Below are 25,676 nucleotides of genomic sequence, written 5' to 3'. Positions count from 1 at the left end.
TAAAGGAATATGCAAAATTTTGTATTTCGTAATCCAACGAAACTTATTTTCGGTAAAGGTCAATTAGAGCAGTTAAAAACGGAAATTCCACAGTTCGGTAAAAAAGTTCTTCTCGTATACGGGGGAGGCAGCATTAAAAGAAACGGTATTTATGATAATGTAATTTCTATTTTAAAGGATATAAATGCAGAAGTATTTGAATTGACAGGTGTTGAACCGAATCCACGTGTATCAACTGTAAAGAAAGGGATTCAAATTTGTAAAGAAAATGGTGTTGAATTTATTTTAGCAGTTGGTGGAGGAAGTGTGATCGACTGTACGAAGGCAATTGCAGCTGGTAGTAAGTACGATGGAGATGTATGGGATATTGTAACGAAAAAAACATTTGCTAATGAGGCATTACCATTTGGTACTGTACTTACTCTTGCAGCAACAGGATCTGAAATGAATGCAGGCTCGGTAATTACAAACTGGGAAACGAATGAAAAGTATGGATGGGGTAGCCCAGTTACTTTCCCGCAGTTTTCAATTTTAGATCCAGTTCATACTACTTCTGTACCGAAAGATCAAACAATTTACGGTATGGTAGATATTATGTCGCACGTATTAGAACAATATTTCCATCATGGAACGAATACAGAACTACAAGATCGTTATTGTGAAGCTGTTTTAAAAACAGTAATTGAGACAGCACCTAAGCTTTTAAGTGATTTAGAAAATTATGAGCATAGAGAAACTATTTTATATTGTGGTACTATGGCGTTAAACGGTATTTTAGCGATGGGAGTAAAAGGAGATTGGGCGACTCATAATATTGAGCATGCAGTTTCTGCTGTTCATGATATACCACACGGGGGTGGCCTTGCGATTTTATTCCCGAACTGGATGAAACATGTTGTAGAGGAAAATGTAAGTCGTTTTAAACAGTTCGCTATTCGTGTATTTGATATAGAAACAGATGGCAAAACAGATAAAGAAGTGGCTTTAGAAGGAATTAAGGCACTGCGTCAATTTTGGACTTCAATTGAAGCGCCAGCAACATTAGCTGATTACGGTATTGGAGAAAATGAAATTGATATAATGGCTAATAAAGCGATGGCGTATGGTGAATTTGGTAACTTTAAAAAATTAAATAAAGATGATGTTTTAAGTATATATAAAGCTTCTTTATAAGTGAATTTAGAAAAGAAACCTATTTGATTGTTTAATCGAATAGGTTTATTTTTGCTGTTTATAAATGTTTATGGGTGTTTTTGATTATTTTTGATTGTTTGTGGTTGATTTTTGTGACCGTTTTCATTATACTGTAATCAAAGAAGAGGTGAATAAAATGTTAACTCCTGAACGTCATCAAATGATATTGCAACTTGTAAAAGAACAGAAAGTTGTAAAATTACAGCAATTAGTTGAAAGAACAGAAAGCTCTGAGTCGACAATTCGCCGTGATTTAGCACAATTGGAAAAGCAAAGGTTATTAAAAAGAGTTCATGGTGGTGCCGCTGTTTTAACAGGAAAAGGGCAAGAACCAACGATGGTTGAAAAATCATCCAAAAACATTCAAATAAAACAACAAATTGCTAATTATGCGGCTAGCGTTATTGAACAAGGTGATTGTATTTATTTAGATGCAGGAAGTACAACATTTGAAATGATTCCATTTTTAATAAATAAAGATGTGACTGTCGTTACGAATGGACTTATGCATATTGAAGCTTTAGTTGAAAATAATATTCGTGCGTATTTACTAGGTGGAATGATGAAGAGTAGGACGAAAGCTTTAATCGGTGCTATGGCACAGGAAAGTATGCAGAAGTATCGTTTTGATAAATGTTTTTTAGGTGCAAATGGTGTACATGAACAGCTTGGCTTTACAACGCCAGATCCAGAAGAAGCGCTCTTAAAACAAATGGCATTAACATTAGCAAACGAAGGATATTTCTTAATTGATGAAAGTAAGTTTTCAGAAGTTGCATTTGCGAAAATTGCAAATGTTGAAGAAGCAAATATTATTACAAACCATTTAGAAATTGATTTAGAAAAATATAAAAGACAAACCAATGTAATTGAGGCTGATAAACAATGATCTATACAGTTACTTTAAACCCATCTATTGATTATGTAGTACAAGTTAATTCCTTTGATTTAGGCGCAGTCAATCGAGCAGAGAAAGATATGAAGTTTCCTGGAGGAAAAGGGATTAATGTTTCTCGCGTTCTCCATCGTTTAGGTGTGGAAAATATAGCACTTGGATTTACTGGTGGATTCACCGGTCAATTTATTAAAGGTGTATTACAGGCGGAAGGCGTAATGACAAACTTCATCCAAGTAGACGGAGATTCCCGAATTAATGTGAAAATAAAAGGGCAAGAAGAGACAGAATTAAATGGGCAAGGTCCTAATGTGACAAATGAGCAATTTGAACAATTAATGAAACAAATCGAAAGTATGAAGCAGGGAGATTGCGTTGTGCTAGCTGGAAGTGTACCTGCATCTATCCCAACTACCTTTTATGAATCAATCGCAGCGCTCGGAGCTGAAAAAGGTATTCGAGTAGTAGTCGATGCGAGTGGAAGTGCACTGCAGCATGTAATTAAAAATAAGCCATTTTTAATTAAGCCAAACCATCATGAACTTGGTGAGTTGTTTGGAGTGGAGCTTTCAACAGTAGAGGACGTTTTACCTTATGGAAGAAAATTAATTGAACAAGGTATAAAACACGTTATCGTATCGATGGCTGGAGAGGGAGCTTTATTATTTACGGCAGAAGGTATATATGAAGCGACTGTTCCAAAAGGTGTTGTAATTAATTCAGTTGGGGCCGGAGATTCTCTTGTTGCAGGGTTTGTAGGCAAATATGAACAGACAAAAGATATTGAAAAGGCATTTCAATACGGCGTTGCAACAGGGAGTGCAACAGCATTTTCAGCTGATTTATGTAAGAAGGAAAAAGTAGAAGAATTATTGTCGCAAGTAATTGTAGCTAAGCGATAGGGGGAAGCAACATATGAAAATTACAGAACTATTAAAAAGAGATACAGTCATTATGGATTTGACAGCTTCAAATAAAGAAGCTGTCATAGATGAATTAGTTGAGAAATTAAATGGGGCAAATCGTTTAAATAGTAAAATGGAATTTAAAGAAGCTATTTTAAAGCGGGAGTCCCAAAGTACGACTGGAATAGGGGAAGGTATTGCAATACCTCATGCGAAGACAAAGGCTGTTAAACAACCATCGATTTGTTTTGGTAGAAGTGTAAGCGGTATCAATTATGAGTCGCTTGACGGACAGCCAGCACACTTATTCTTTATGATTGCTGCAAGTGAAGGAGCGAATAATACTCATTTAGAAACGTTGTCTCGTTTATCGACATTATTAATGGATGAAGGATTTCGCAAGCAACTATTAGAAGCAAAGGATGAAAGTGAGCTTCTTCAACTATTTGATGAAAAAGAGAATGAAAAAGAAGAAGAGATTGAAGTCGCAAAACCAGAAGTAAATGAACCGTACGTACTTGCTGTTACAGCTTGTCCAACTGGAATCGCTCACACATATATGGCAGCGGATAGCTTAAAAGCAAAAGCGACAGAGTTAGGAATAGCGATTAAAGTTGAAACAAACGGATCGACAGGTATTAAAAACGGTTTAACGAAAGAGGATATTGAACGTGCAACAGCTATTATTGTTGCGGCGGATAAACAAGTAGAAATGAATCGTTTTGCTGGTAAACATGTCATTCAAGTACCAGTCGCTGATGGGATTAGAAAAACGGAAACACTTCTTAATCGAGCTGTAAAGCAAGATGCACCAATTTTTAAAGGTGTAAAAGAAGATGGAAAGGCAGAAAGTACGGAAAAAGAAAAAGGATTAGGAATTTATAAGCATTTAATGAATGGCGTAAGTAATATGCTTCCGTTCGTTGTTGGCGGCGGGATTTTAATAGCGCTAGCATTTTCGTTTGGTGGTATAAAGGCGGAAGGTCCTTTAGCTGAATTGTTCATGTCAATTGGTGGAGGAAAAACAGGTGCGTTTTTATTCCTTGTACCAATTTTAGCTGGATTTATTGCAAGTTCTATTGCTGATCGTCCTGGTTTTATGCCTGGTGTTGTAGGTGGATTTTTAGCGGCGAATGCGAATGCTGGCTTTTTAGGTGGATTAATTGCTGGTTTCTTAGCTGGATATGTTGTTTTAGGGTTGAAAAGATTATTTTCAGGACTACCAGTACAATTAGAAGGGATTAAACCTGTTTTGTTATATCCAGTCTTTGGATTATTGATTACAGGAGTTGTAATGCAAAAAGCAGTGATTCCGCCTGTAGTAGCATTAAATGAAATGTTGACAGGGTGGTTAAATGGTTTAAACGGTACGAATGCTATATTACTAGGTCTTATTTTAGGTGGTATGATGGCAATTGATATGGGTGGTCCAATTAATAAAGCGGCGTTTACGTTTGGTATTGCTGCAATAGAAGCACAGAATTTTGGAGTGCACTCAGCAGTTATGGCTGGTGGTATGGTACCGCCACTTGCGATTGCATTTGCAACTACATTCTTTAAATCAAAGTTTACAGAAGCGGAACGTAAATCTGGTTTAACAAATTATATTATGGGAGCATCGTTCATTACAGAAGGTGCGATTCCGTTTGCAGCTGCAGATCCGGTTCGAGTAATTGTAAGTTGTGTTGTTGGTTCAAGTATTGCAGGTGCGTTATCTATGTTATTCCAAATTACATTACCAGCACCGCATGGTGGATTATTTGTAATAGCGTTAGTAAATAAACCGTTACTATATATTTTCTCTATATTAATTGGAACGATTGTCTCGGCTATTATGCTAGGTGTTTGGAAAAAGAAAGTTCAATAACAAATGAAAAGAGAGCAGCTTTTAGTAGCTGCTCTCTTTTTATTACAAAAAAATAGGTTAACAATTAAATATTGATGTTTTTTGGTAAAAGATGTAACGAATTGTGAATTTTTTGTAACAAAAAAGTAACACTGTAATTTTTTCTGGAAAAAAGTTCTTGTGCTCGTATATGAAAAATATATGAAAACCACTGGAGATTGTATGAGAAATACATTTTATTAATATGGAAATTTATGTTACAACTCGTTAATCGTATATTACGAATGCTTTGTAATTGTGTGATTTCTAAAAATTCTAAAAATCTGTTGCTATAATGAAAATACGAAAACAAAGCAAATGGAGGCTATTCATGAAAAAATTATTAGGTATAGCAACAGCAGCAGTTTTTGGTCTTGGGATTTTTGCGGGTTCTGCTAAAGCGGAAACAATTGTAACAACAGACGTATTAAATGTTAGAGAAAACCCAAATGTAGAGTCAAAGCTTGTAGGTAAAGTGTTAAGTGGGAATACACTAGATGTTATAAATACAGAAAATGGATGGACAAAAATTAAGTTGAACGGTAAGGAAGCGTTTGTAAGTGCCGATTTTACAAAGAGCACATATTATGTAACGGCGGGCGTATTAAATGTTCGTGCTGGAGCGAATACTGATTCTGAAATTTTAGGTAAACTTAATAAAAATGATGTGATTGAAACGACGAATCAAGTTCAAAATGAATGGTTACAATTTGACTACAATGGAAAAGTTGGATATGTTCACGTGCCATTTTTAACAGGAACAGCACCTGTAATCGAAAAGAAAGAGGTTGTAGCTCAAGAAGAAGCGCCAGCTAGAACAAATACGCCGGTTAAAAATAATACAGTAGTTAAGAATAAAGAGTCTGTTAAGAGTAACGATTCTATTAAGAATGTAGAATCAAGTAAACCTGTGGTAAAAGAAAAACCGGCTGCAAAACCAGTTGCAAAATCTACTGAAACAAGTGCGCCTACTGGTGGTCGTGAAATTACAGTAGAAGCGACGGCATATACAGCAGATCCGAGTGAGAATGGTTCGTATGGTGGTCGTGTATTAACTGCAATGGGGCATGATTTAACAGCAAATCCAAATATGAAAGTAATTGCTGTTGATCCGAAAGTAATTCCGCTTGGATCAAAAGTATGGGTAGAAGGATATGGAGAAGCGATTGCTGGAGACACTGGTGGTGCGATTAAAGGAAATCGTATTGATGTATTAGTCGGTTCAGATGGTAGTGCTAATAGCTGGGGGCGCAAATCTGTAAAAGTGAAAGTTATACAATAGGTTATCGATATTAATATAAAAAGCGGTTGCTTGAAATTATGTAAGCAGCCGCTTTTTATGGATTATTGAAATGGATAAATAGTTTTACCTGTAATAATTTTATATGCACTGCAAAATTGCGTTTGTATATATTCTGTATTTTTATTTTCTGGATGTAATGTTGTTTCATGGAGGGTAGAATGAAAAGCCCGTAGTAAACAATTTAGGGCGAAGTATAATTCCTCTTGTGAACAATTTTGTTCTTTTATAGAAGTAGCTAAAATGAGGTCTTTTGTCAAAGATGAAAAATTGATGGTGGATTGTTTCATAGTTAACTCATCCTCTCGAAACTATTTTTATCATGTATATGCAGAATTGAACAAACTATGTTCTTTTTTCTGTATAATTTCATGTACCGAAATGAAAGAACTTGCAATCATGCCGTTAAAATTGGTAAGATTGGGTATAATCAATAGATGGAGTATATTACATAAAGAGAGTTGAATGATATGGGAGAAGTGCAACGTGAAAAAGTTGCTGTCATCATTGGACCAACTGCTGTTGGAAAGACGAAGTTAAGTATCAATCTTGCCAAAGCGTTGAACGGTGAAATTATTAGTGGTGATTCCATGCAGATCTATCGAACGATGGATATTGGAACTGCAAAGGTAACAAAAGCAGAGATGGACGGAATTCCACATTATATGATCGATATAAAAAATCCGGAAGATTCATTTTCTGTCGCGGAATTTCAAGAACGTGTTCGCAAGCATATTCGAGAAATTACAGAACGTGGTAAATTACCAATTATAGTTGGTGGGACCGGTCTTTATATACAATCTGTTTTATTCGATTATCAGTTTACAGATGATGCTGGTGATGTGATATACCGAGAGCAAATGGAAAAGTTAGCTTTAGAACGCGGTGTGGAATATGTACATAAAAAATTGCAAGAAGTAGATCCAGAAAGTGCGGAGCGTATTCACGCAAATAATGTACGACGTGTCATTCGGGCTTTAGAAATTTTCCACACGTCGGGTGAAAAAATGAGTGAACAAATTGAGAAACAAGAAAAAGAGTTACTCTATGATGTTTCATTAATTGGCTTGACAATGGATCGAGAAATGCTATACGATCGCATTAACTTACGAGTGGATTTGATGATGGAACAAGGCCTATTAGAGGAAGTAGAAGGGCTGTATAATAGAGGGATACGAGATTGTCAATCTATTCAAGCGATTGGATATAAAGAAATCTATGATTATTTTGAGAATCGAGTTTCTTTAGAAGATGCGGTATCACAATTAAAGACGAATTCGCGTCGTTATGCAAAGCGTCAATTAACGTGGTTCCGTAATAAAATGGATGTCACGTGGTTTGATGTTACAAACGGTGAAAAAACGTCAGAAATTTTACGATACATAGAAGGAAAGTTACAAGTAAAGTCGAATAATAGTAAGTAGAGAAAAAGAGGAGGATTCGACATGAAGCAATCAATCAATATTCAAGATCAGTTTTTAAATCAACTCCGTAAAGAAAATACGTTTGTTACGCTGTACTTATTAAATGGTTTCCAGCTTCGTGGACTAATTAAAGGATTTGATAATTTTACAGTCCTGCTGGAAACAGAAGGTAAGCAACAGCTTATTTATAAACATGCAATTTCTACATTTGTACCACAAAAAAATGTTTCAATTGAATTAGAATAGTAATGAATTATTGTACATAACAAAAAAAGAGCGAATTTGAAGTGACCCCTAAAAGTTAGACACGGTTATTTCATTAGGCAGCTTGATAAAAGTGAGTCCGGTATTGTACCGGACTCATTTTTAATTTTGCCTTAATCCGTTTCGTATTATAATAATCTATATATTTTTTTAATTCTATTTTAAAATGCTCTACACTTTCAAATTCTTTTATATAGAGGAACTCCGACTTCATAATCCCAAAGAAATTCTCTATTACTGCGTTGTCGTAACAGTTACCTTTTCGAGACATACTCTGGACAATCGCTCTGGATTCAAGTGTACGGACGTACTGTCCCATTTGATAATGCCACCCTTGATCCGAATGCATCAGTAGTTGATGGTTTTCAGGTAAACGTTCTAATGCATTCTCTAACATCTCTGAAACAAGTGAATACGTCGGTCTAGAACCAATTGTATAGGTAATAATTTCACCATTATACAAATCTAATACAGGTGATACATACAGTTTTTCTCCAAACAATTTAAACTCTGTGATGTCCGTTACCCATTTTTGATTCGGGGCATCTGTGCAGAAATTACGCTCTAAAATATTAGGTGCAATTTTACCGACTTTTCCTTTATAAGATTTATATTTCTTCATACGCACAACACACTTTAATCCAAGCTCTTTCATACTGCGTTGAACCTTCTTGTGATTCACTTTCTGACCACGATTCGTTAATTCATCACGAATGCGACGGTAGCCATAACGACCTTCATTTTCCTCATAAATCGCTTTAATTTCAGCTTTCAAATCGGCATCTTGATCCGGACGATTCATTTTTTTTACTAAATCATAATACGTACTCCGAGGAATGCCAGCTAGCTCCACGAGTGCCTTCACCGAATATTTATGCCTTAACTCATAGACTACTTGCGCTTTGTCTTGTTTTGTGATTTTTCCTTGTTTTGAACTAAGGCATTCAACTTTTTTAAGTACTCATTTTCCATTTCAAGCTGTTTAATACGTGCTTCAAGTGCTTCGACTGACCCTTCAGCTAAAGCTTGTTTTAATTGTTTATTTGAATCTTTTTTCATGGATGGACGCCCCTTTTTCTTAGATTGAAGGGCATCAATTCCTTGTGTTTCGAGTTGTTTCTTCCAAACAGAAATCGTTGAAGGGGCAGGAATGTTAAAGATAGCTGCCGTCTCAAATAAGGACATGCCGTTTTCAATCATAAAGTTTAGTACGTCTAGTTTAAATTGTTGTGTGTAATTTGTACATCGTTTTAGAAAAGCTTCCACACCATTTTGTTTATATTGGCTTACCCAATTCAAAATGATTGTTCTACTTATAACGATTGCTTTACCGATTTCTCGATAACTTTTATTTCCGTTCAAATAACGTAGAACGATTTGTATTTTTTCATCAGCTGTAAATTTAGCCATAGAAAAACTGCATCCCAATTGTTAGACTGTGTCTAACAATTGGGGTGCAGTTCACTATGGTGGTTTAGGTGTTTATGTTGACCATGGTAATGGCGTTGTATCTCGTTACTTACATTTGAGTAAAATTTCGGTTACACCAGGAACTATGGTAACAAAAGGACAAATTATCGGGGAAATGGGTGGTTCTAACTACGTTAGTGGTGTTCTGAATATGCTTGGATACGCAGTCCACTTAGATTTCCAAATTCGTATAAATGACCAACCGACGGATCCAATGAAGTTCTTCAAGAAAAATGATGACCCAGGATTATCATCTGGTGGTTCTCCTACAATGACAAATGCTAAACGACAAAAGGTACTGGAAGAAGCGAAAAAATGGCTAGGGCAAGGAAAAGTCAGATATGTATTAGGAGACCGTAATCCACCAGGTGGTTCTTCAGATTGCTCAGGATTTACGCAGTATGTCTTTAGAACAAGCATAGGTGTACAACTTGGAGATTGGACAGGTGCTCAAGTCGGACAAGGTAAACAAGTACCAGATATCAATCATGCACAACCAGGGGATCTTATCTTCTATGAAAATCCAGGGCACGTTGCAATTTACATGGGGAATCAAAAAATGATTCATATTGGTGATAACAAAGGTGTACAAATAACAGGTCTAAACTATACGGCAAGAGGTCAACATATGACGCAAATTCGTAATGTTATAGACTGATAAGGGATGAGAGTAGATGAAGAAAATAATCAATATTTTATTCAATATGCCTCGTAAGTACTTGGTCATATTAGGGATTATCGTACTAGTGGCAGGTGTTGCTACTTATAATACTATTCATCGTTATATGATGAAATCACAAGTGCAAGAGGAAGAACAAGTAAACCAAGATGAAATAGAAATGCTCGGAGATAAGCCAAAGGGATTTGATACAAAAGAGGAGGAATATATCGCGAAAACAAAAACTGTAGAGGACTTACTACGAAAAATTTCTAATAGTAGTTATGATGTCCCGTATTTGTTTACAAAGGCTGGATTTGGTATTGAACCAATGAAAATGACAAGTAATGAGCGTATGCTGGCTACAGAAGCTGTACAACGATATTTCCTAAATGGGGATAAGTTTTACAATGCGCGAATTACCAAAATCGACCGTGGAAAAAAAAGTAGATACGTTTCATATTGAAGTTTTAATTCAACAGGTAAACTTTTTAGAACCACGACAATTTAAAGTGCAGGTAAACCAATATGCACAAATTGTAACTCCAATTGCACAAATTCCACATGGACAAGAAGAAGTACCTGTGGATTAAGAAGAAAATGAGGGTTGTGGAGAAAAACACAACCCTTTTAAAAAAATAATTAAATATTCTAAATTTTACAACGAATTAAAGCCATGGTTAAAAGAAATTTATATATATCGCTAAGGTAAGATATATATGGAGGGATACAAATGAGGATGTTAATTACACAAATGAGTTGTTACAAAACTAAAAAAATCCTTATTTGAATAGAGAAGCCCTAGAGTTAGGGGGTCTAGGGCTTCAAGTCTGAGTATATCTCACACGGCATTATAAAGAGAAAAGAACATATCGAAGATAACATATGAATGTTTCATAAATGTATCAAAAAAGTGAACAAATTTTTTATTTTATTAATTTGTAGGTTGATACAGTTCCCCAAACGAAAAGAACCAAATAGAAAAGTCTTTGTAGTAGACCTGCAGGTAAGGGGAAAAGAAAAACAAGTGAGATAAGTATTGTTATTACTATTAAACTTAGTAAACAGAAATATGTCCATTTTCCAGCTTTTTTAAGATTCTTAGCAAAAATATATAGTCCTGGAAATACAGTAAGCATACCTATCCAAACTAGAATAGAATGTCCAATTAGGTTTACATCTGCAGGAATTAATCCTGAAACTATAGTGGAGATTCCTATTATAAGTATAAAAAATGTTGCTATTGTATTAATTCTTGTTTTTTCTAGATGTTGTGAAATATACAGTACTCCAATAAAAAATGTTATTCCATTAATAATAAAGAGTAAATTCATCCAAAAATGATTAGGGGAGCATATTTCATAAGGAGCTATTTCGTAGGTGAATTCTCCACAGGTTGTTACACCTAGATCACTCATTGCGTGGCGATAATAGTTATAAGGTGCTGTAGAAGTGAAAATAAAGAAAGGTTCAAATAAAAAGTATAGGCAAGTTGCAATCCAGCTAATTAAGCCAACCCTGTTTGATATATACATTAGATTCCTCCTTTGGAAAAAGTATATTTTCATTATAGGTGGTTACATCTTCAAAAATAAAAAATTTCAAGTTGAGAGTCGATAAACCTGTTCAACAATATGAGGTTTTCTGGACAAATGTGTTTAGCGGAAAGACGCAGAAAAAATGGATGGAGCAAAAGTAAACCAAAATCGTTAATTAAATAAAAAAAGTGAAGGGTAAATACATAAACATGAATAATAGTAATTTACATAAATCAGGTTATATCATACTTATATATTTTATAATGACTCAATTTGTTGGGATTATAGGTTTCCAATTGCTTGCAAAGACAGGTTGGTATGATATTCAGGGAAATCAACAGCAAGCAATCCAACAACTTCTCGTACATTGGGAACTAATTGGGTTTTCAGTTACGTTGATAATCTTTTTTTATATATATAGAAAAGAGTTAATGAAAGATACAAAGTTATCAATTAAATTATCAAGAAACTTATTTGTATGGATTTTAATTGGGATCATATTAGTATTTCTTGGGCAGATGGTTGGAAGTCTTTTAGATAAGAGTGTATTCCAGCTAACTACGCAATCAGTAAATACGTCTCGTACAGTTGCTGCTGCGGTAATATCTCCTGTGGCACTTATTTCAATTGTTCTTCTTGCACCTTTAGTAGAAGAGTTTGTTTTTCGTTATGCGGCCATAAATATTTTAACGCGAAGGTTTACACAAACTTGGAGTATATTAATAAGTTCATTGTTCTTTTCTATTATGCATTTTGACTTTCCATTTATATTCGGATATTTTTTAATTGGAATCGTGTTCGCTGTGGTATATGTGCGTACTAATAGGTTACTAGTATCATTTTTTGTTCATGCAATTATGAATTTAATAATTGTTATGTTTCAAGTTATATGATGAAAAATATATTGATAAGTGGTGTTATTTGTTATTAACACCACTTATTGTTTTATTGCATGAAATTTGTAACGAAATAGCCAAATTCATAACCTGTTCTTATTAATCCAGCTCCTAATATTATATATAGACAATATTTCATAAAACGATTCTCGTTTAAGTAGTTTTTTAGATTATTCATGTTGAATCCTCCATCTGCATTGAATTTACTTGACTGTGATGTGTCGATACTTCAAATAAGCTTAAATTTATTTTATCATTGTTATATACTTATTCTTTAATCTGTTTCATTAATGCTTTAGCTGCTACAAATAACATGAAACTGTTGAGGATTAAACCTGCTAAATTTACGTAAAAGAAATTTGATTTTATAACATTGTATATACCCGTTAATACAAAACTGAAAAAGATAAATGAAGCAATTATAAGGGATACTATTTTTTGCTTATTTGTGTATAAATTCATTATTATCACCCTTTAAATTAAATATATAGATATAATTATATCATGGATTGATGTATGTAATTAACTATAAGATAGATATCTATGGGATTTAAATTTTTTCTTTTATAGGATAATAAGGCGGCAGATTAACACGTACAATTTGTTATACATGTTAATACTAAATTCTATAAAGAAAGACACCCTAAGGTGCCGTCATTCGTCTTGAACCAATGTAATTTTAATAACATAATCTCAAAGCCACAAATATATCTTTAACATTTAATATAACATTTTATCGTTTTTCCAGTTAATTGCATGTAAATGGAGAAAAATAGGCTATTTTTTATAAATTCCTTTTCTCCATATCCACTCAATAGGACCATAGCGGAAATATTTACTCCAAATTGAGTTGAATATAATTTGGGCAAGGATAATTAAAATCCCGAAGGTACATAGTTGCCAGTAATATATGTGTGAGACATCTTTAAAGTACAACGAAAGAATGACAAGCGTTAGTATACTTTGGCTAATGTAATTCGTTAAAGCATACTTACCTACGTTCATAAAGGGGTACAGCCACTCTCTATAATTTTTATTCTCACAAATTCTAAGTAGGGTACAAATATAGAATATAGCTAGCATTTTCCCTCCAAATAGAATCCATAGTTGTATATCGTAAGAGTAATAGACATCCTTTTTTATAAAGTAGTAGATAATGGGACAAGAGAGAAGACATGAAATGCATAACGAGCTCCACTGTAAAAATATAATGTGCTTTAATAATTCCGGTACCCTTTTAAAAATATCTTTCTTACCAGCCCATAAACCGATTAAAAATAAGCCTATATATTCCGGAATCCCAATTAGTAGTTGTTGGGGTTCCTCTATCATCAGAAAAAGCAAACGTGCTTTTACTTGATATAAATAATGTGTAAATAGATTTACCGTGTGGTTGATAGTATTGCCTGTAAACATATATTGATAGTAAGTTGGCACTTCAGGAATAGAAGAACCTGCTCGTGAAAATACAATAATATGTAATACGTAACTAACCGTTAGGAAACTACAACCAGCTATAAAAATAAGCTTAGTAGATCGATTATAAAAGAACAATAGAATAAATCCAGCTATAGCATACGCATGTAGAATATCTCCATACCATAGAAAGGTGAAGTGGAGTAAACCGAAGACTAGTAAAATACACAGTCTCCGGGTAAATAGCCTATACATGGGATATCCTTTGGCTTTTGTACTCTTCATAAAGATATAAAATCCTACTCCAAATAAGAATGCGAAAATAGTGTAGAACTTTGCTTGTATAAACAAATCTACTAAAAAACGAATTACTTTATCTGTACCGGAGTACCCTACTTGATTAAAGGGATCAAGTCCCGTCATAGTAGGTAGATTAGCAAATAAGATACATAGTATGGCAATACCTCTTATTATGTCTAAAGAATGAATACGAGTGCTTTGTTGCATGTTAATTCTCCTTTCGTACAAAGAAAAACGAGCACTATACTAGATAGCGCTCGAATTACGTCTTGCAAAGAATCCATCATATGTAGCAGCTGACACGGCTCCTTCTAGACGTTCAACTTCTTCACCCCTGTTATAAGCTACAACAACTGGAGTACCTGGAATGTCGAACTCTTGAAAGGCACTTTGATTTTCTGGTGTAGAGATATCAATACGATAGATGGTTCTATCATGCTTTTTTGACATACCATTTATATCTGGTGCAGCTTTTTTACAAAAATGACAGGTAGGTTGATAGTAATACGCAATGAACTCTTCATCGGATTGTATCTTTTGCTTTAATTCATCTTTTGAAATATCTTTTATATTTTCAGGTGTTTCTTTTACATTGGCAGCAGATACAATTGTTTTTTCTGGTGTTATGGTTTCTGTTTTGACTGATTCATTTTTAGTTAAAGTAAAGATCGTTATACCAATAACACATAAAGTTGTTATAACTGCTCCAATTTTGTAGACTTTTTTCATAGTAAATTCCTCCTTAAAGTAAAAAAAAGACAAACCTAGCCCGAGTTAACTGGGCGTAAGGTTTGTCCTTCACGCTACGTACAATAGAGTATAAACAATGGAAACAAATTTTCTATCTCTATAATAACATAAGATTCATATAGAATGCTATATGAATTTTAGAAGAAAAGTAAAGGGATAACTTAGTTTTTATAATTTCATGTACCAGAATTTATTTAAAAAATTTATAAACACCACAATAGGGGGGGCTTTGTGTTGTATCCCATTGTTAGGAAAAAAATACTCCGTCATTTTGCATGAAATTATGCAAAAAAACAACCTCTAAAAAAGTTGGTATATTTATGAAGTATGTCTTAATTACATTTTGTTTCCCTGGACCCGTATGAATATGAAGGAACTGTCCACTTAATAAATCATACTCAAGCTGAATCTTTACTCCCGCTGTATGGCTGCATCCCCCCGCACCTGGATAAACGGATGAAAAAGGATCTGGAAGTTGAAATGCAGTTGAATCTAAAATACGAATACGCTTGAAAACAGAAGTATATGGAGAAGAAATTGGCATAGATGAGGTCAATTTTTTGCTTAATAGTTCGGCTAGTAGGTGTTGTAAAAGTTGGACGGCCGCCTTATTAAATCGTTGATTCAGTCCCTCAGGACTGATAAGTACTGCTGTTGATGCTTCTAAACAGCTAGATAATTGAGTTAAAGAAGTCATAGCTACATTTTGGCTTACCCATACACATAAAATTATTAAATCTTTTGCTTGCTACTTATTGGTTTGTTGTACGCAACCAACATCTCTAGCAAGATTCCGTAAGGTATTTGGAGATAAAAAACTTTGAATCTCTTGGGCAAATAGTTGTAATTCATCAGACACAGAAACAAACATAAAAAACGCCATCCTTTCCTATGATTCTACAGAAAGAATAGCGTGTTTTTTCTTTTTATGGCTACATTTTTTAGCTCGATAGCGATGTGGTGTTACCTCAATTATAATTATTTTATTTGAAGGTCTCTTTTAAATTCGTTTCAAATCTTTTCATAGGTTGGTATACAAAAACGTGTAGTGATAAACCTATCACTGCAGTAATGTTTAAAATAATACTTATAATCATTAAAGACCATTCTATAACTGGAGAAAATTATCCATTCGTACTTTTTTAATCAATCTTTATTTTAAAACTACAACGAATCTTTAAGTTGATGGATGTGTGGCGATACCCCGTCGTTATCAAGTTTAAATTTTATAATGCTTTAAAACGAAAAAATTGTGTCATTTATAGAAAGAAGTTCATTTTTATCGCTTTGGGGATTCTTCAAAATAAGTTGATGGTGATGGGATACTTACATCAAAAGTAATATCTGGAGTGGAGTCTAGAGTGAGTTTTAAGAAGTCTTGGTCTAAGTGGCCGGAATCTAAATTGATTGGTTCTGATTCTCCATAGCAAAATTCTCGGATTGTACCATCATGTCCGTATAAAAAACAGTGGGAATCTTGTAGCAATTTTAGTCTTATATCATGAATGCCTAAAGCTGAAATTATTTGTTCTTGTACATCATTTATGCTTTCCAAAATAGAAATATTTGTAGAGGAGTGTAGATTGTCTCGCAAATGTACTTCGATACAACTGGAATATTTCACTTTAATTAAAACACGTGATTTTACAGGTTGGTTATTTTTTTGAGTTTTAATACTGTAGTTTCTCAACTTTTTATTGCAAACAAGAGACTGAACGGTTTCTTTTGGAAGGGAGAATTTCTTTGGTTATTAAGAAAACTATGATATAATCATGCGGAATTTGTTGTTGTGTGTATTTTGTTGGGAAAATTTAGGGTTAAAGGTGGCTTTGTATGATTGAAAGATCTTTTGAAGAGAAGAAAGAAAGCTTTGAAAACCGACTTCCTCAGTCATTTACGAGTGAATTAGTTTTAAAACAAAAAAATAAGCTGTATAAAACGAATGTGTGCATTTGTTATTCTTCATCAATTAATCAATACTTAGAAACAGTAAAATATTTGCATTTAAATGAAAGAGCATACTTTCTTACGCTTAAGTTTGAAAAAAGGGTGGAAAGCTATTTAGCAGGTAGATACGCGGCTAAAATGGCTATTTCAGCATCTATTAAAAATGAAAGATTGCATGAAATACAAATTACTTCAGGGATTTTCAATCAACCAATTGTAAAACATTCTAGTTTAATGAATGTGCAAGTAAGTATAAGTCATTGTGATAGTTTTGGAGTTGCAATTGCTTTCTCAGAAGAAGCACCTATGGGAATTGATATTGAAAGAATAAGCATTGATAACAAAGATACATTGGAAGCCCAAATGACAGTGGGAGAAAAGAGATTAACTACGCTACTATCATATCCTGATGAGGTTATATATACTCTTTTCTGGACTGCTAAGGAATCTTTATCGAAAATTCTAAAGACGGGTCTTACAACTTCTTTAGAAATCTATGAAATTAATAAAATTGAGATTAGTAATGGTATTGTATATAGTTATCATCAAAACTTTTCTCAATATTGTACAGCTTCCGTAATATTTGGTCAATATATATATTCAATTACATATCCTAAAGGAACAGACCTTAGTCTAGAAGGGTTCATTGCTACATTGAGAATGATGAGCAGGAAAATTGAAAATCATGAAATTTGAATCGCTACTTTCAGCATTTTTATAATAAAAAAGACACCTGTAAGAGTGTCTTTTTTTATTAATTCATGATTAACTCTTAGTAGAATGGGAGATAACTTTATAATTATTTAACATTGAAGAATCATTATTACTATATAAAAAATGCAATCTGCTTAATAACAACATCAATAGCTAAGCTTTTATTAAATCAATAGCTTGTCTTACAACAAAGTCATAATATGCAATATCATAAGGGTAAAAATCTTCTTTAGTTAAGACAATTGGTTCTTTTACTTTAGATAGTACTGAAATACCTGTAAGAGATGATTGCTCTCCCTTTAAAAGTTCTAACAAAGAAGTAGCCTCAATTTTTAGAATATCCTCAACCTCATCGCCAGGTGCAAAAGGAAGTGGTTCTGTGACAATATGAAAGTACATATGACACATTTCACGGTCAATAAGAGGGGGATGTTCATTATTTATTCTATAAATACCTGTATATACAAGGTCTGTTTCACAGAAACGAAGTCCTAATTCTTCCTCTACTTCTCGAAGACCAGCTGTTAATATATCTTCATTATGCATAATGTGGCCAGCCGCTGTAATATCCCATATACCAGGGAAATCCTTTTTGTCATATGCTCTTAATTGAAAGTACAGGTAAATGCTTTCTTTTTTTGGTTCTAGTAACCAGCAATGAAACGTTTCATGCAAATCTCCATCACGATGAATATCATCACGTAATTTCTTTCCAACTTTTTTTCCTTGTTGATCAAATACTGTTAGCCATTCACCCATTTATAATACCTCCCAAAATATTAATCACCTATATTTTAAATTATATGGAATTTTTAATTATTAAAATAACTTCAAATTATTATATTATAAATTTTTGAAAAAATATACAAATATGCAATTTTGCATATTTTTCAAATCATTTCCAATGCGTGTGTTTTTTTGCTACAATCAGGCTTGAAATTTTTAATTAATTTTAAATAGTGATAAATAGTGATTTTTGGAATTTTTTTGAATAAACGATTGACATTTCATTTTTTCCCTATAAAATTAATTCATGTAACATTTAGGGATTTTCTGGTAAGTTATGTAGAATGAATAATTGTTGCATTTAGGACCAATATCCTTTAAGCGTTATAAATCTTTGTTAGTTATATATTATGATAGGTTTAATTGTCTGATTATTTTATATATTCAAATCTAGGATTATTGAATGAGGAATTTTAGATGTATATATAATAATATTACTAACTAATTTAGAAATTTAAATTGATTTAGGTTTCTAAGAAAAAACGTAGCGTGTTTACATAACTGTCTAGTAGAGAGATAAGAGTATTAATCATTTTGGAGGATTAAATTGTGAAAGCGTTTATATTAACTGAGGGAAACGAGAGTCGATTATCTTCTATAACACATAGCGCCCAAAATTCTTCGGTTTCAATTGGTGCGCATACAGTGCTGGAAAGAATGTTAAAACAATTAGGACAATTAAAGGTTGAAGAAGTTATTTTAGCCGTAGGATACGAAGCTGATCAAATAATTAAACTCGTTCGCTCGATTAGCCAAATACCTAGAGTTAAATTTGTATTTAATCATAACTGTAATTACACGGGTAATGCAATGTCTGTATTAGCAGCAGTCAAACAATTAAGAGGAAAATCCTTTTTATTGATAGATGGAGAAACTATATTAAGTGATCAAGCTATGCAACAATTGATTAATACAAAAGGTCCAGCTTTGTTTTATAAGGATAAGTCTATTTTTTCAAAAGAAGAACTTAAATTGGGGATAGAAGGAAATAGAGTTATTCTGAATAAGTCACTTGAATTGAGTCAATCGATTGGCAAATATATAGGGATTACTAAATTTGATAGTCAGACCTCTAATGTATTTTTTGCTACACTTAAAGTTATTTTACAAAAAAAAACACAACTTCACTATCACTATCAAGATGCTATTTGCCGCATGAGTAATATTAGTTCATTTACTTTTAAAAAAATTGATATAGTAGACGAGGGTACGAATGATTTAGTTAATCATTATATCCAAGTAGCACCCCCTTTTGTCACAAATGGTGAGACATCAGGCATATCAGAGCAAATATTACTTTGCCCAGGTCCGGTAATGGTCTCAAAACGTGTTAAACAATCTTTAATGCATACTGATATTGGTCATCGTGAAAATGAATTTGTGGAACTTCTAACAAGAATTAGAAAGAAGTTAAATGTAGTTTTTGATGTGGATTCATTAAATTATACAAGTGTTGTCTTAACAGGTTCAGGTACAACTGCGAATGAAAGCCTCCTTTCTTCATATGGGCCAGATAAAAAGATAGCAATTTTAACAAATGGTGAATTTGGGGATAGACTTGTTGATATTGCAAAATGTCATAAGGTCAATGTGATCCCTGTAGATTTTGGATGGGGAAATCCAATTGATATTGAATATGTTAAAAATATTATCGAGAAAACGAAAATAGATGCAGTTATGATGGTACATCATGAAACCTCATCTGGTATGTTGAATCCTATTTATTTAATAGGTGAGCTTTTGAATGAATTAAAAGTTGATTTTCTGGTAGATGCAGTTTCCTCTATAGGAGCAGAAGAGTTGTCTGTGGAAAAAGCAAAAATTACATTTTGTACAGCATCTGCAAATAAGGCACTGGCATCTTTGCCCGGATTATCTTTTATATGTGGGAAAAAGGCTGCTTTTGAGGCATTAAAAGGTACTCCAGCTCGTACGCGATATTTGGATTTATATAATATTTATCAATTTGAAGAATTAAAGCAACAAACACCTAATACACCGGCAGTATCATTGTTTTTTGCATTAGAAACAGCATTAGATGAACTATTAAGTGATTCGATAGTAAAGCGGATTCAAAGGTATGGTAAATTTGCATCCATAATACGAGCCAGATTAAAAAATTTAGGGATGTCATTTGTAATACCTGAAAAGTATATGTCCCGTGTGTTAACAACAGTGTATTATCCAGAGGATTGGGATGTAGAAGGATTTCACAGGTATTTGAAAGAACAAAATTTTGTAGTTTACCGTGGAAAGGGTCCATATTTTGAAAAAGCTTTCCAAATTGCTAACATTGGACATATTACAGAACAACATTTAATAAGATTTTTAGATTTGTTAGAGGGTGTTATTCATTCACAAAACTTACAGATTACAGGGAGTAGGTAAAAATGCATTTTGTTGTTTTAGTAGCAGGATTGGGTTCAAGATTAGGAGACCTGACTAAGGAAAGGCCTAAATGCTTAATAGAGATTGATGGCAAGACTATTTTGGAAAGATTACTCGAACAAGCTGAAGAAACCGGAGAATTTACAGATATCATTGTTTTAACAGGATATATGAGTGAGACTATAAACGAATTTATAGATGGATGGAACCAAAGAGAAAACGGATTACGTATAAGAGCGGTTCATAATCCGAATTTTTATAAAACAAATAATGGATATTCTTTATGGTGTGCAAAAGATGTAATAAAAAATGCATTTGTTTTATGTGATGGTGATCTTGTATTGGATACAACTATATTAAAGAGAATTGTCTACGGAGATAATACTTCTAAAGAAACTAGTTTAGTAGCAGTTGATATGCAATCCAAATTAGATGCAGAGGCAATGAAGTTTACACGTAATGAAAATGGTTTTATAAATAAGCTTTCTAAAGAAATTAGTATTTTTGAGGGGGAAGGCGAGTCAATAGGTTTATGCAGGATTACAACAAAGGATGTAACTGAAATCTTTTATTATTTGGATAAAATGATTAAAGAAGGAATGCTAAATGACTATTATGAAAGGGCATTTCAAGAATATTTACTTCAAGGTTGGAAACCAAAAGTGATTGATATAGGAGATTTATCTTGGGTTGAAATTGATGATGAATTAGATTTTCAAAGAGCACAACTTAAATTCGAAATACAATAATTTAATCACAAAAAAAGTTATGTGTTTGTTCTTTTAAAGAAATAAGGTATAACAGTAAGTTTTACGGTCAGATAATTGATGCGGTTAACCTATTAATGTCAAGGAGTATAGATATGATGGAACATACAATGGATCAAAAACGAGAAAAATTAAAAGAGTTGTTTTTTTCTAAAGGCAGTAATAAAAAGGTAAAACATCTTTCATCTGCACAACAACGTCTTTGGTTTTTACATACTTTGGAATTGGGTGGGAAAACGTATAACATTCCATATTCAATTCGTTCTACTGGTAAATTTCATTTTAGAATATTTGAGAAATCAATCAATGAAATTGTAGCTAGACATGAATCCTTAAGAACAAAATTTGTAAATGTAAATGGTAAACCAGTACAAATGATACTTCAAGATGTCAAAATTTCAATACCGTTCATAGATTTAGAAGAATTACCTCATTCTGAGAAAGAAAAAACAGTTAATGAAATTATAGAACGAGAAGCAAATTTTGCATTTGATTTTAGTCAAGCTCCCCTATTTCGAATAACTGTCATAAAATTAAATAAAGAAGAACATCGTATCATTATGGTCTTCCATCACATAATTTCTGATGCTTGGTCAGGCGTAAATTTAATGAATGAAATTCATTCTGTATACGATTCAATTTTAAATGGGGTTCCAGCTAAGTTACCGAAATTAACTTGGCAGTATTCAGATTATGTAAATTGGCAACAACATTGGAGTCAAGGTGCTCAGTTTAATAACCAGTTAAAATATTGGCAAGAAAAGTTAAAGGGAGCTCCGGAGATACTAAACCTTCCTATGGATCGCCCAAGGGGTGCAGTACAAACCTATGAGGGTTCATGTCATTATCTATCAATACCAAAATCATTAACGATTAAATTAAAAGAAATTGCTAATAATCAAAATGCAACCTTGTATATGGTACTGCTCTCAGCATTTAATACTCTACTTTACCGATATACCGGTCAGCAAGATATTTTGATAGGAACTCCAGTTTCTGGACGAAGCAAACTTGAAACAGAATCTCTGATAGGATTTTTTGTGAATTCTTTAGTAATACGTACGCAGTGTAGAAAAGAACAAAGCTTTATAGAGTTGATTCAAAATGTTCGGAAAGGTGTATTGGATGACTTTTCTAATAGTGAACTTCCTTTTGAACGACTTGTAGCAGAAATAAAGCCTGAGCGGAATCCAAGTTATAATCCTCTTTTTCAGAGCATGTTTACACTAAATAAAGCAGTTCTATCTCCTATTACTTTTTCGGAAATGACGCTTTATCCAGAGGTAATTACAAATGGAGTTTCGAAATTTGATTTATCTTTGTTACTAGAAGAACAGGAAGATGATGAAGTAAAGGGCTTTTTTGAATATAATACTAATTTATTTGACGAGTCTACTATTTCTCGAATGACAAATCATTTTATAGTTTTATTAGAATCTATTATTAAAAATCCAGAGGAAAAAATTTCAGCATTAGAAATTTTAACTCAAGAAGAACGTCAAAAAATGTTAACAGCATGTGAATCTATGATATCAGGAATTGAAAGACAAACAACATTACAAGAATTATTTGAAGAGCAGGTTGCTCAACAACCAGACTCTGTGGCAATTGTATGCGAAGGCATTCAAATTACTTATAGGGAACTAAATCAGCGAGCAAATCAACTTGCATATTATTTACAAAAAAGAGGGATAGGTCCTGAGAAATTTGTAGGCATTTGCTTAGAGCGTTCATCAAACGTAATTGTTGGAATATTAGGTATTTTGAAGGCCGGAGGAGTGTATGTACCAATTGATCCAGCTTATCCAAAAGAACGTATAAATTACATATTAGAAGATGCACAGGCATCAATTTTATTAACACAGAAGGATATGGATAATGAACCGGAACTTTCAAAAGTACACCCTATTTATTTAGATGGTGACTGGAACGAAATTTCAAAGGAATCTAATGAGAATCCTAAAGTTAATGTATTGTCAGGTAATGCGGCATATGTCATCTATACGTCAGGTTCTACAGGAAAGCCAAAAGGTGTTGTTATTTCACATCAAAATGTAGTCCGGTTGTTCGATTCTACCCAAGGCTGGTTTCAATTTAATAATAATGATGTATGGACCTTATTTCATTCTTATGCATTTGATTTCTCGGTTTGGGAAATTTTTGGGGCACTCTGTTTTGGAGGACGTCTAGTGGTTGTTCCTTATTTAGTTAGTCGCTCTCCAGAAGCATTTTATAAATTATTATGCCAAGAACAGGTAACTATACTTAATCAGACACCATCTGCATTTCAACAATTAATTCGTGAGGATGAAAAACAAGTAGATAGACAAAATGCATTGGCCTTAAGACAAATTATCTTTGGAGGCGAAGCATTAGATTTTCAAAGTCTACGACCATGGTTTGAAAGGCATGGGGATGAGTCTCCTAGCCTAGTGAATATGTATGGCATTACAGAAACAACTGTACATGTAACATATCGTCGTATTAGGATGGAAGATTTAGAAAAAGGATTCCAAAGTAATATTGGAGAAAAAATCCCAGATTTAGAGGTTTATATTTTAAATGAAAGTTTAGAACCTGTGCCAATTGGTGTAGCAGGTGAGATTTATGTTGGTGGTGCAGGCTTAGCAAGGGAATATCTAAATCGGCCAGAATTAACAGCAGAGCGTTTTATTATCCATCCATATAGTAATCGATTAGATGAAAAGTTGTATAAAACAGGTGACTTGGCCCGTTATTTAGTGGATGGAAGTCTCGAATATTTGGGACGTATCGATCACCAAGTAAAAATTCGTGGATTCCGCATTGAGTTGGGAGAGGTAAATTCTGTTCTATTAAGTCATCCTTTGATAGAAGACGCAGCTGTTATTGCTAAAGATGATGGGAAATGTAGCAAGAAATTAGTTGCTTTTCTGGTAGCTGCTGAAAAAAATCGAACAGATACACAGTTAATTCGAAATTACTTAAAGAAAGTATTGCCTATTCATATGATTCCATCAACTTTTGTTTGGTTAGATTCATTACCGCAAACTGTAAATGGGAAATTAAATCGTTCTGCTCTTGAAAAATATGAAATTCATGAACAAATAGACATGACAGATGAGGAAGGAAGTATACCTCGCGATAGTTTTGAGTTTGAAATGCAACGTATTTGGCAAAGTGTTTTACAACAGCCATACTCGATTAATTTGAAACATAATTTTTTTGAAATTGGTGGACACTCTCTTACACTGATTCAATTGCAAGCTAAGATAAAGAAACAATTTGGAAAAGAGATACCACTAACAGATATGCTTCAAAACGCAACAATTGAAGAGATGGCAGCCCTTATTCGAAAGGGAGTAAATTTTACAGATCAGCCACCAATAATTGCACTTAAGGAGAATAAGGGTAAAACACCGATATACCTTATTCATCAAGTTGGTGGATACTGCTTTAGATATAGACACTTAACAAGGATTTTAGGCAATGAATGCTCAGTATATGGGGTGCAAATTTCCAATCCATTTGGGGACTTTAGTTCTATAAAAGAGATGGCAGAACATTATATTAATGAAATAAAGAAAATTCAGCCTAAAGGTCCATATTTCTTAGTTGGACATAGCCTTGGTGGTAGTATCGCTTTTGAGATGGCGATACAGTTACAAAAATCAGGAGATAAAGTAGGTTCAATTGCATTATTAGATACTTTCCTTACCCCTTTTTCTGATGCAGTCAATGAAATAGATGAAGCAGAGTTGATTTTGGAATATGTAAAGGATCGTATTCAATTAAGTGAAAATCAAATTCAAGAAATGAATAAGTTATATGGTGATGAGAAAGTAAAATTTATTCTTGATATTGGAAAAACAGCTAATTATTATCGCGTGGATATGGATGTTATACAGCTGAAACGAGTACTTTCAGTATACGTTAAGCATCTAACAGCATGGAAACTATATCAGAAACCAAATGATCAGTATCACGGTGAATTTCTTTTCTTCCGTTCACAAAGAGAAAAAGATAATTCATCAATGGGATGGAATGAAATAGTTTCAAAGCCAATGGAGATATATTCACTGGATGCTTTACATCATGAACTTGTCGAGGAGCCGTATGTTCAAATGGTAGCTACTAAAATTATGGAGAAAATTTCTGAAGTGTTAAATGAGAAATAAGTATTATTTAGAAAGGAAGATT

20 protein-coding genes and 3 pseudogenes are annotated in these 25,676 nt (G+C 33.4%); 14 read left to right on the top strand and 9 right to left on the bottom strand.

What is annotated here, in order from left to right; all coding sequences use genetic code 11:
- The first annotated feature begins 9 nt into the window (after positions 1–9).
- From BHV55_RS18655 to entD, 5 genes are all read left to right on the top strand, one after another.
- Entirely contained in the window at positions 10–1,173 is a 1,164-nt protein-coding gene (locus BHV55_RS18655) for an iron-containing alcohol dehydrogenase (protein ID WP_001179092.1), read from the top strand.
- Positions 1,174–1,330: 157 nt separating this feature from the next.
- Positions 1,331–2,083: a DeoR/GlpR family DNA-binding transcription regulator gene (locus BHV55_RS18650; protein ID WP_000957286.1), complete on the top strand. Its 753-nt coding sequence runs from the start codon at positions 1,331–1,333 to the stop codon at positions 2,081–2,083.
- Positions 2,080–2,991, top strand: a complete 912-nt coding sequence (gene pfkB, locus BHV55_RS18645; protein ID WP_000640830.1) for a 1-phosphofructokinase — start codon at positions 2,080–2,082, stop codon at positions 2,989–2,991. Before BHV55_RS18650 ends, pfkB begins: the two co-directional genes overlap by 4 nt.
- Positions 2,992–3,004: 13 nt before the next feature.
- Complete coding sequence (locus BHV55_RS18640; RefSeq protein ID WP_000704599.1) at positions 3,005–4,861, top strand: PTS fructose transporter subunit IIABC; 1,857 nt, start codon at positions 3,005–3,007, stop codon at positions 4,859–4,861.
- Between the two features lie 349 nt (positions 4,862–5,210).
- The gene (gene entD / locus BHV55_RS18635) at positions 5,211–6,161 is read left to right on the top strand and encodes a cell wall-binding protein EntD (protein WP_000734613.1); all 951 of its coding nucleotides are present in this window, start codon (positions 5,211–5,213) and stop codon (positions 6,159–6,161) included.
- Positions 6,162–6,223: 62 nt separating this feature from the next.
- On the opposite strand, the gene BHV55_RS18630 is transcribed toward entD, so the two are convergent.
- Positions 6,224–6,469 (bottom strand): hypothetical protein, encoded by a 246-nt coding sequence (locus BHV55_RS18630; RefSeq protein ID WP_000814426.1) that lies wholly within the window; start codon positions 6,467–6,469, stop codon positions 6,224–6,226.
- Positions 6,470–6,649: 180 nt separating this feature from the next.
- Here BHV55_RS18630 and miaA point away from each other — a divergent pair, with 180 nt between their 5' ends.
- Both miaA and hfq read left to right on the top strand, forming a co-directional pair.
- Positions 6,650–7,603: a tRNA (adenosine(37)-N6)-dimethylallyltransferase MiaA gene (gene miaA / locus BHV55_RS18625; protein WP_000504957.1), complete on the top strand. Its 954-nt coding sequence runs from the start codon at positions 6,650–6,652 to the stop codon at positions 7,601–7,603.
- 21 nt (positions 7,604–7,624) lie between these two features.
- Positions 7,625–7,849 carry an RNA chaperone Hfq gene (gene hfq, locus BHV55_RS18620; RefSeq protein WP_000813896.1) on the top strand — a complete coding sequence of 75 codons (225 nt, stop codon included), beginning with the start codon at positions 7,625–7,627 and terminating at the stop codon, positions 7,847–7,849.
- A 73-nt stretch (positions 7,850–7,922) separates the two neighbouring features.
- On the opposite strand, the gene BHV55_RS18615 is transcribed toward hfq, so the two are convergent.
- Positions 7,923–9,277, bottom strand: a protein-coding gene (locus BHV55_RS18615; protein ID WP_139147402.1) for an IS3 family transposase whose coding sequence is annotated in 2 segments (ribosomal slippage) — positions 7,923–8,824 and positions 8,824–9,277 — 1,356 coding nt in all. Because the reading frame shifts where the segments join, the coding sequence is not laid out codon by codon here.
- 43 nt (positions 9,278–9,320) lie between these two features.
- Between BHV55_RS18615 and BHV55_RS18610 the strand changes: the two are divergent.
- Both BHV55_RS18610 and BHV55_RS18605 read left to right on the top strand, forming a co-directional pair.
- Positions 9,321–9,995: pseudogene (locus tag BHV55_RS18610) on the top strand (NlpC/P60 family protein); the annotation flags it as partial.
- Between the two features lie 16 nt (positions 9,996–10,011).
- A pseudogene (locus BHV55_RS18605) lies at positions 10,012–10,588 on the top strand (hypothetical protein).
- A gap of 333 nt (positions 10,589–10,921) precedes the next feature.
- Here BHV55_RS18605 and BHV55_RS18600 read toward each other — a convergent pair.
- Positions 10,922–11,530, bottom strand: coding sequence for a DUF998 domain-containing protein (locus tag BHV55_RS18600; RefSeq protein ID WP_048568733.1), 609 nt, complete (start codon positions 11,528–11,530; stop codon positions 10,922–10,924).
- 212 nt (positions 11,531–11,742) lie between these two features.
- On the opposite strand from BHV55_RS18600, the gene BHV55_RS18595 reads away from it, so the two are divergent.
- Entirely contained in the window at positions 11,743–12,426 is a 684-nt protein-coding gene (locus BHV55_RS18595; protein ID WP_048568734.1) for a CPBP family intramembrane glutamic endopeptidase, read from the top strand.
- A gap of 52 nt (positions 12,427–12,478) precedes the next feature.
- Here the strand turns inward: BHV55_RS18595 and BHV55_RS27690 are convergent, their stop codons facing one another.
- The 5 genes and pseudogenes from BHV55_RS27690 to BHV55_RS18580 form a co-directional block, all read right to left on the bottom strand.
- On the bottom strand, positions 12,479–12,607 hold the full coding sequence (locus BHV55_RS27690) for a hypothetical protein (protein WP_255448474.1): 129 nt from the start codon (positions 12,605–12,607) through the stop codon (positions 12,479–12,481).
- Between the two features lie 89 nt (positions 12,608–12,696).
- A complete protein-coding gene (locus BHV55_RS27570) occupies positions 12,697–12,891 on the bottom strand; it encodes a hypothetical protein (protein WP_048568735.1) in 195 nt (64 codons plus the stop codon).
- A gap of 315 nt (positions 12,892–13,206) precedes the next feature.
- The gene (locus tag BHV55_RS18590; protein WP_048568736.1) at positions 13,207–14,352 is read right to left on the bottom strand and encodes a DUF418 domain-containing protein; all 1,146 of its coding nucleotides are present in this window, start codon (positions 14,350–14,352) and stop codon (positions 13,207–13,209) included.
- 39 nt (positions 14,353–14,391) lie between these two features.
- Positions 14,392–14,874: a thioredoxin family protein gene (locus BHV55_RS18585; RefSeq protein WP_069604779.1), complete on the bottom strand. Its 483-nt coding sequence runs from the start codon at positions 14,872–14,874 to the stop codon at positions 14,392–14,394.
- Positions 14,875–15,235: 361 nt separating this feature from the next.
- A pseudogene (locus BHV55_RS18580) lies at positions 15,236–15,766 on the bottom strand (IS4 family transposase); the annotation flags it as partial.
- A gap of 962 nt (positions 15,767–16,728) precedes the next feature.
- On the opposite strand from BHV55_RS18580, the gene BHV55_RS18575 reads away from it, so the two are divergent.
- Positions 16,729–17,538 (top strand): 4'-phosphopantetheinyl transferase family protein, encoded by an 810-nt coding sequence (locus BHV55_RS18575; RefSeq protein WP_048568738.1) that lies wholly within the window; start codon positions 16,729–16,731, stop codon positions 17,536–17,538.
- Positions 17,539–17,709: 171 nt separating this feature from the next.
- Here the strand turns inward: BHV55_RS18575 and BHV55_RS18570 are convergent, their stop codons facing one another.
- A complete protein-coding gene (locus BHV55_RS18570) occupies positions 17,710–18,315 on the bottom strand; it encodes an NUDIX hydrolase (protein ID WP_048568739.1) in 606 nt (201 codons plus the stop codon).
- Between the two features lie 576 nt (positions 18,316–18,891).
- Here BHV55_RS18570 and BHV55_RS18565 point away from each other — a divergent pair.
- From BHV55_RS18565 to BHV55_RS18555, 3 genes are all read left to right on the top strand, one after another.
- On the top strand, positions 18,892–20,730 hold the full coding sequence (locus tag BHV55_RS18565; RefSeq protein WP_048568740.1) for an aminotransferase class V-fold PLP-dependent enzyme: 1,839 nt from the start codon (positions 18,892–18,894) through the stop codon (positions 20,728–20,730).
- Between the two features lie 2 nt (positions 20,731–20,732).
- The gene (locus tag BHV55_RS18560; RefSeq protein WP_048568741.1) at positions 20,733–21,479 is read left to right on the top strand and encodes a phosphocholine cytidylyltransferase family protein; all 747 of its coding nucleotides are present in this window, start codon (positions 20,733–20,735) and stop codon (positions 21,477–21,479) included.
- Between the two features lie 113 nt (positions 21,480–21,592).
- Positions 21,593–25,654: a non-ribosomal peptide synthetase gene (locus BHV55_RS18555; protein ID WP_070756898.1), complete on the top strand. Its 4,062-nt coding sequence runs from the start codon at positions 21,593–21,595 to the stop codon at positions 25,652–25,654.
- The last annotated feature ends 22 nt before the right edge of the window (positions 25,655–25,676 follow it).

The organism is Bacillus sp. RZ2MS9, from assembly GCF_001816185.2.
Lineage (GTDB): Bacteria > Bacillota > Bacilli > Bacillales > Bacillaceae_G > Bacillus_A > Bacillus_A cereus.
Note: the sequence above shows the minus strand (reverse complement) of the source record. Positions and strands in the feature narration are given on the sequence as shown.

Coding starts and splice junctions, on each gene's coding strand:
- BHV55_RS18655 (WP_001179092.1), top strand. CDS start 10: ATGCAAAATTTTGTATTTCGTAATCCAACGAAACTTATTTTCGGTAAA.
- BHV55_RS18650 (WP_000957286.1), top strand. CDS start 1,331: ATGTTAACTCCTGAACGTCATCAAATGATATTGCAACTTGTAAAAGAA.
- pfkB (WP_000640830.1), top strand. CDS start 2,080: ATGATCTATACAGTTACTTTAAACCCATCTATTGATTATGTAGTACAA.
- BHV55_RS18640 (WP_000704599.1), top strand. CDS start 3,005: ATGAAAATTACAGAACTATTAAAAAGAGATACAGTCATTATGGATTTG.
- entD (WP_000734613.1), top strand. CDS start 5,211: ATGAAAAAATTATTAGGTATAGCAACAGCAGCAGTTTTTGGTCTTGGG.
- BHV55_RS18630 (WP_000814426.1), bottom strand. CDS start 6,469: ATGAAACAATCCACCATCAATTTTTCATCTTTGACAAAAGACCTCATT.
- miaA (WP_000504957.1), top strand. CDS start 6,650: ATGGGAGAAGTGCAACGTGAAAAAGTTGCTGTCATCATTGGACCAACT.
- hfq (WP_000813896.1), top strand. CDS start 7,625: ATGAAGCAATCAATCAATATTCAAGATCAGTTTTTAAATCAACTCCGT.
- BHV55_RS18600 (WP_048568733.1), bottom strand. CDS start 11,530: ATGTATATATCAAACAGGGTTGGCTTAATTAGCTGGATTGCAACTTGC.
- BHV55_RS18595 (WP_048568734.1), top strand. CDS start 11,743: ATGAATAATAGTAATTTACATAAATCAGGTTATATCATACTTATATAT.
- BHV55_RS27690 (WP_255448474.1), bottom strand. CDS start 12,607: ATGAATAATCTAAAAAACTACTTAAACGAGAATCGTTTTATGAAATAT.
- BHV55_RS27570 (WP_048568735.1), bottom strand. CDS start 12,891: ATGAATTTATACACAAATAAGCAAAAAATAGTATCCCTTATAATTGCT.
- BHV55_RS18590 (WP_048568736.1), bottom strand. CDS start 14,352: ATGCAACAAAGCACTCGTATTCATTCTTTAGACATAATAAGAGGTATT.
- BHV55_RS18585 (WP_069604779.1), bottom strand. CDS start 14,874: ATGAAAAAAGTCTACAAAATTGGAGCAGTTATAACAACTTTATGTGTT.
- BHV55_RS18575 (WP_048568738.1), top strand. CDS start 16,729: ATGATTGAAAGATCTTTTGAAGAGAAGAAAGAAAGCTTTGAAAACCGA.
- BHV55_RS18570 (WP_048568739.1), bottom strand. CDS start 18,315: ATGGGTGAATGGCTAACAGTATTTGATCAACAAGGAAAAAAAGTTGGA.
- BHV55_RS18560 (WP_048568741.1), top strand. CDS start 20,733: ATGCATTTTGTTGTTTTAGTAGCAGGATTGGGTTCAAGATTAGGAGAC.
- BHV55_RS18555 (WP_070756898.1), top strand. CDS start 21,593: ATGATGGAACATACAATGGATCAAAAACGAGAAAAATTAAAAGAGTTG.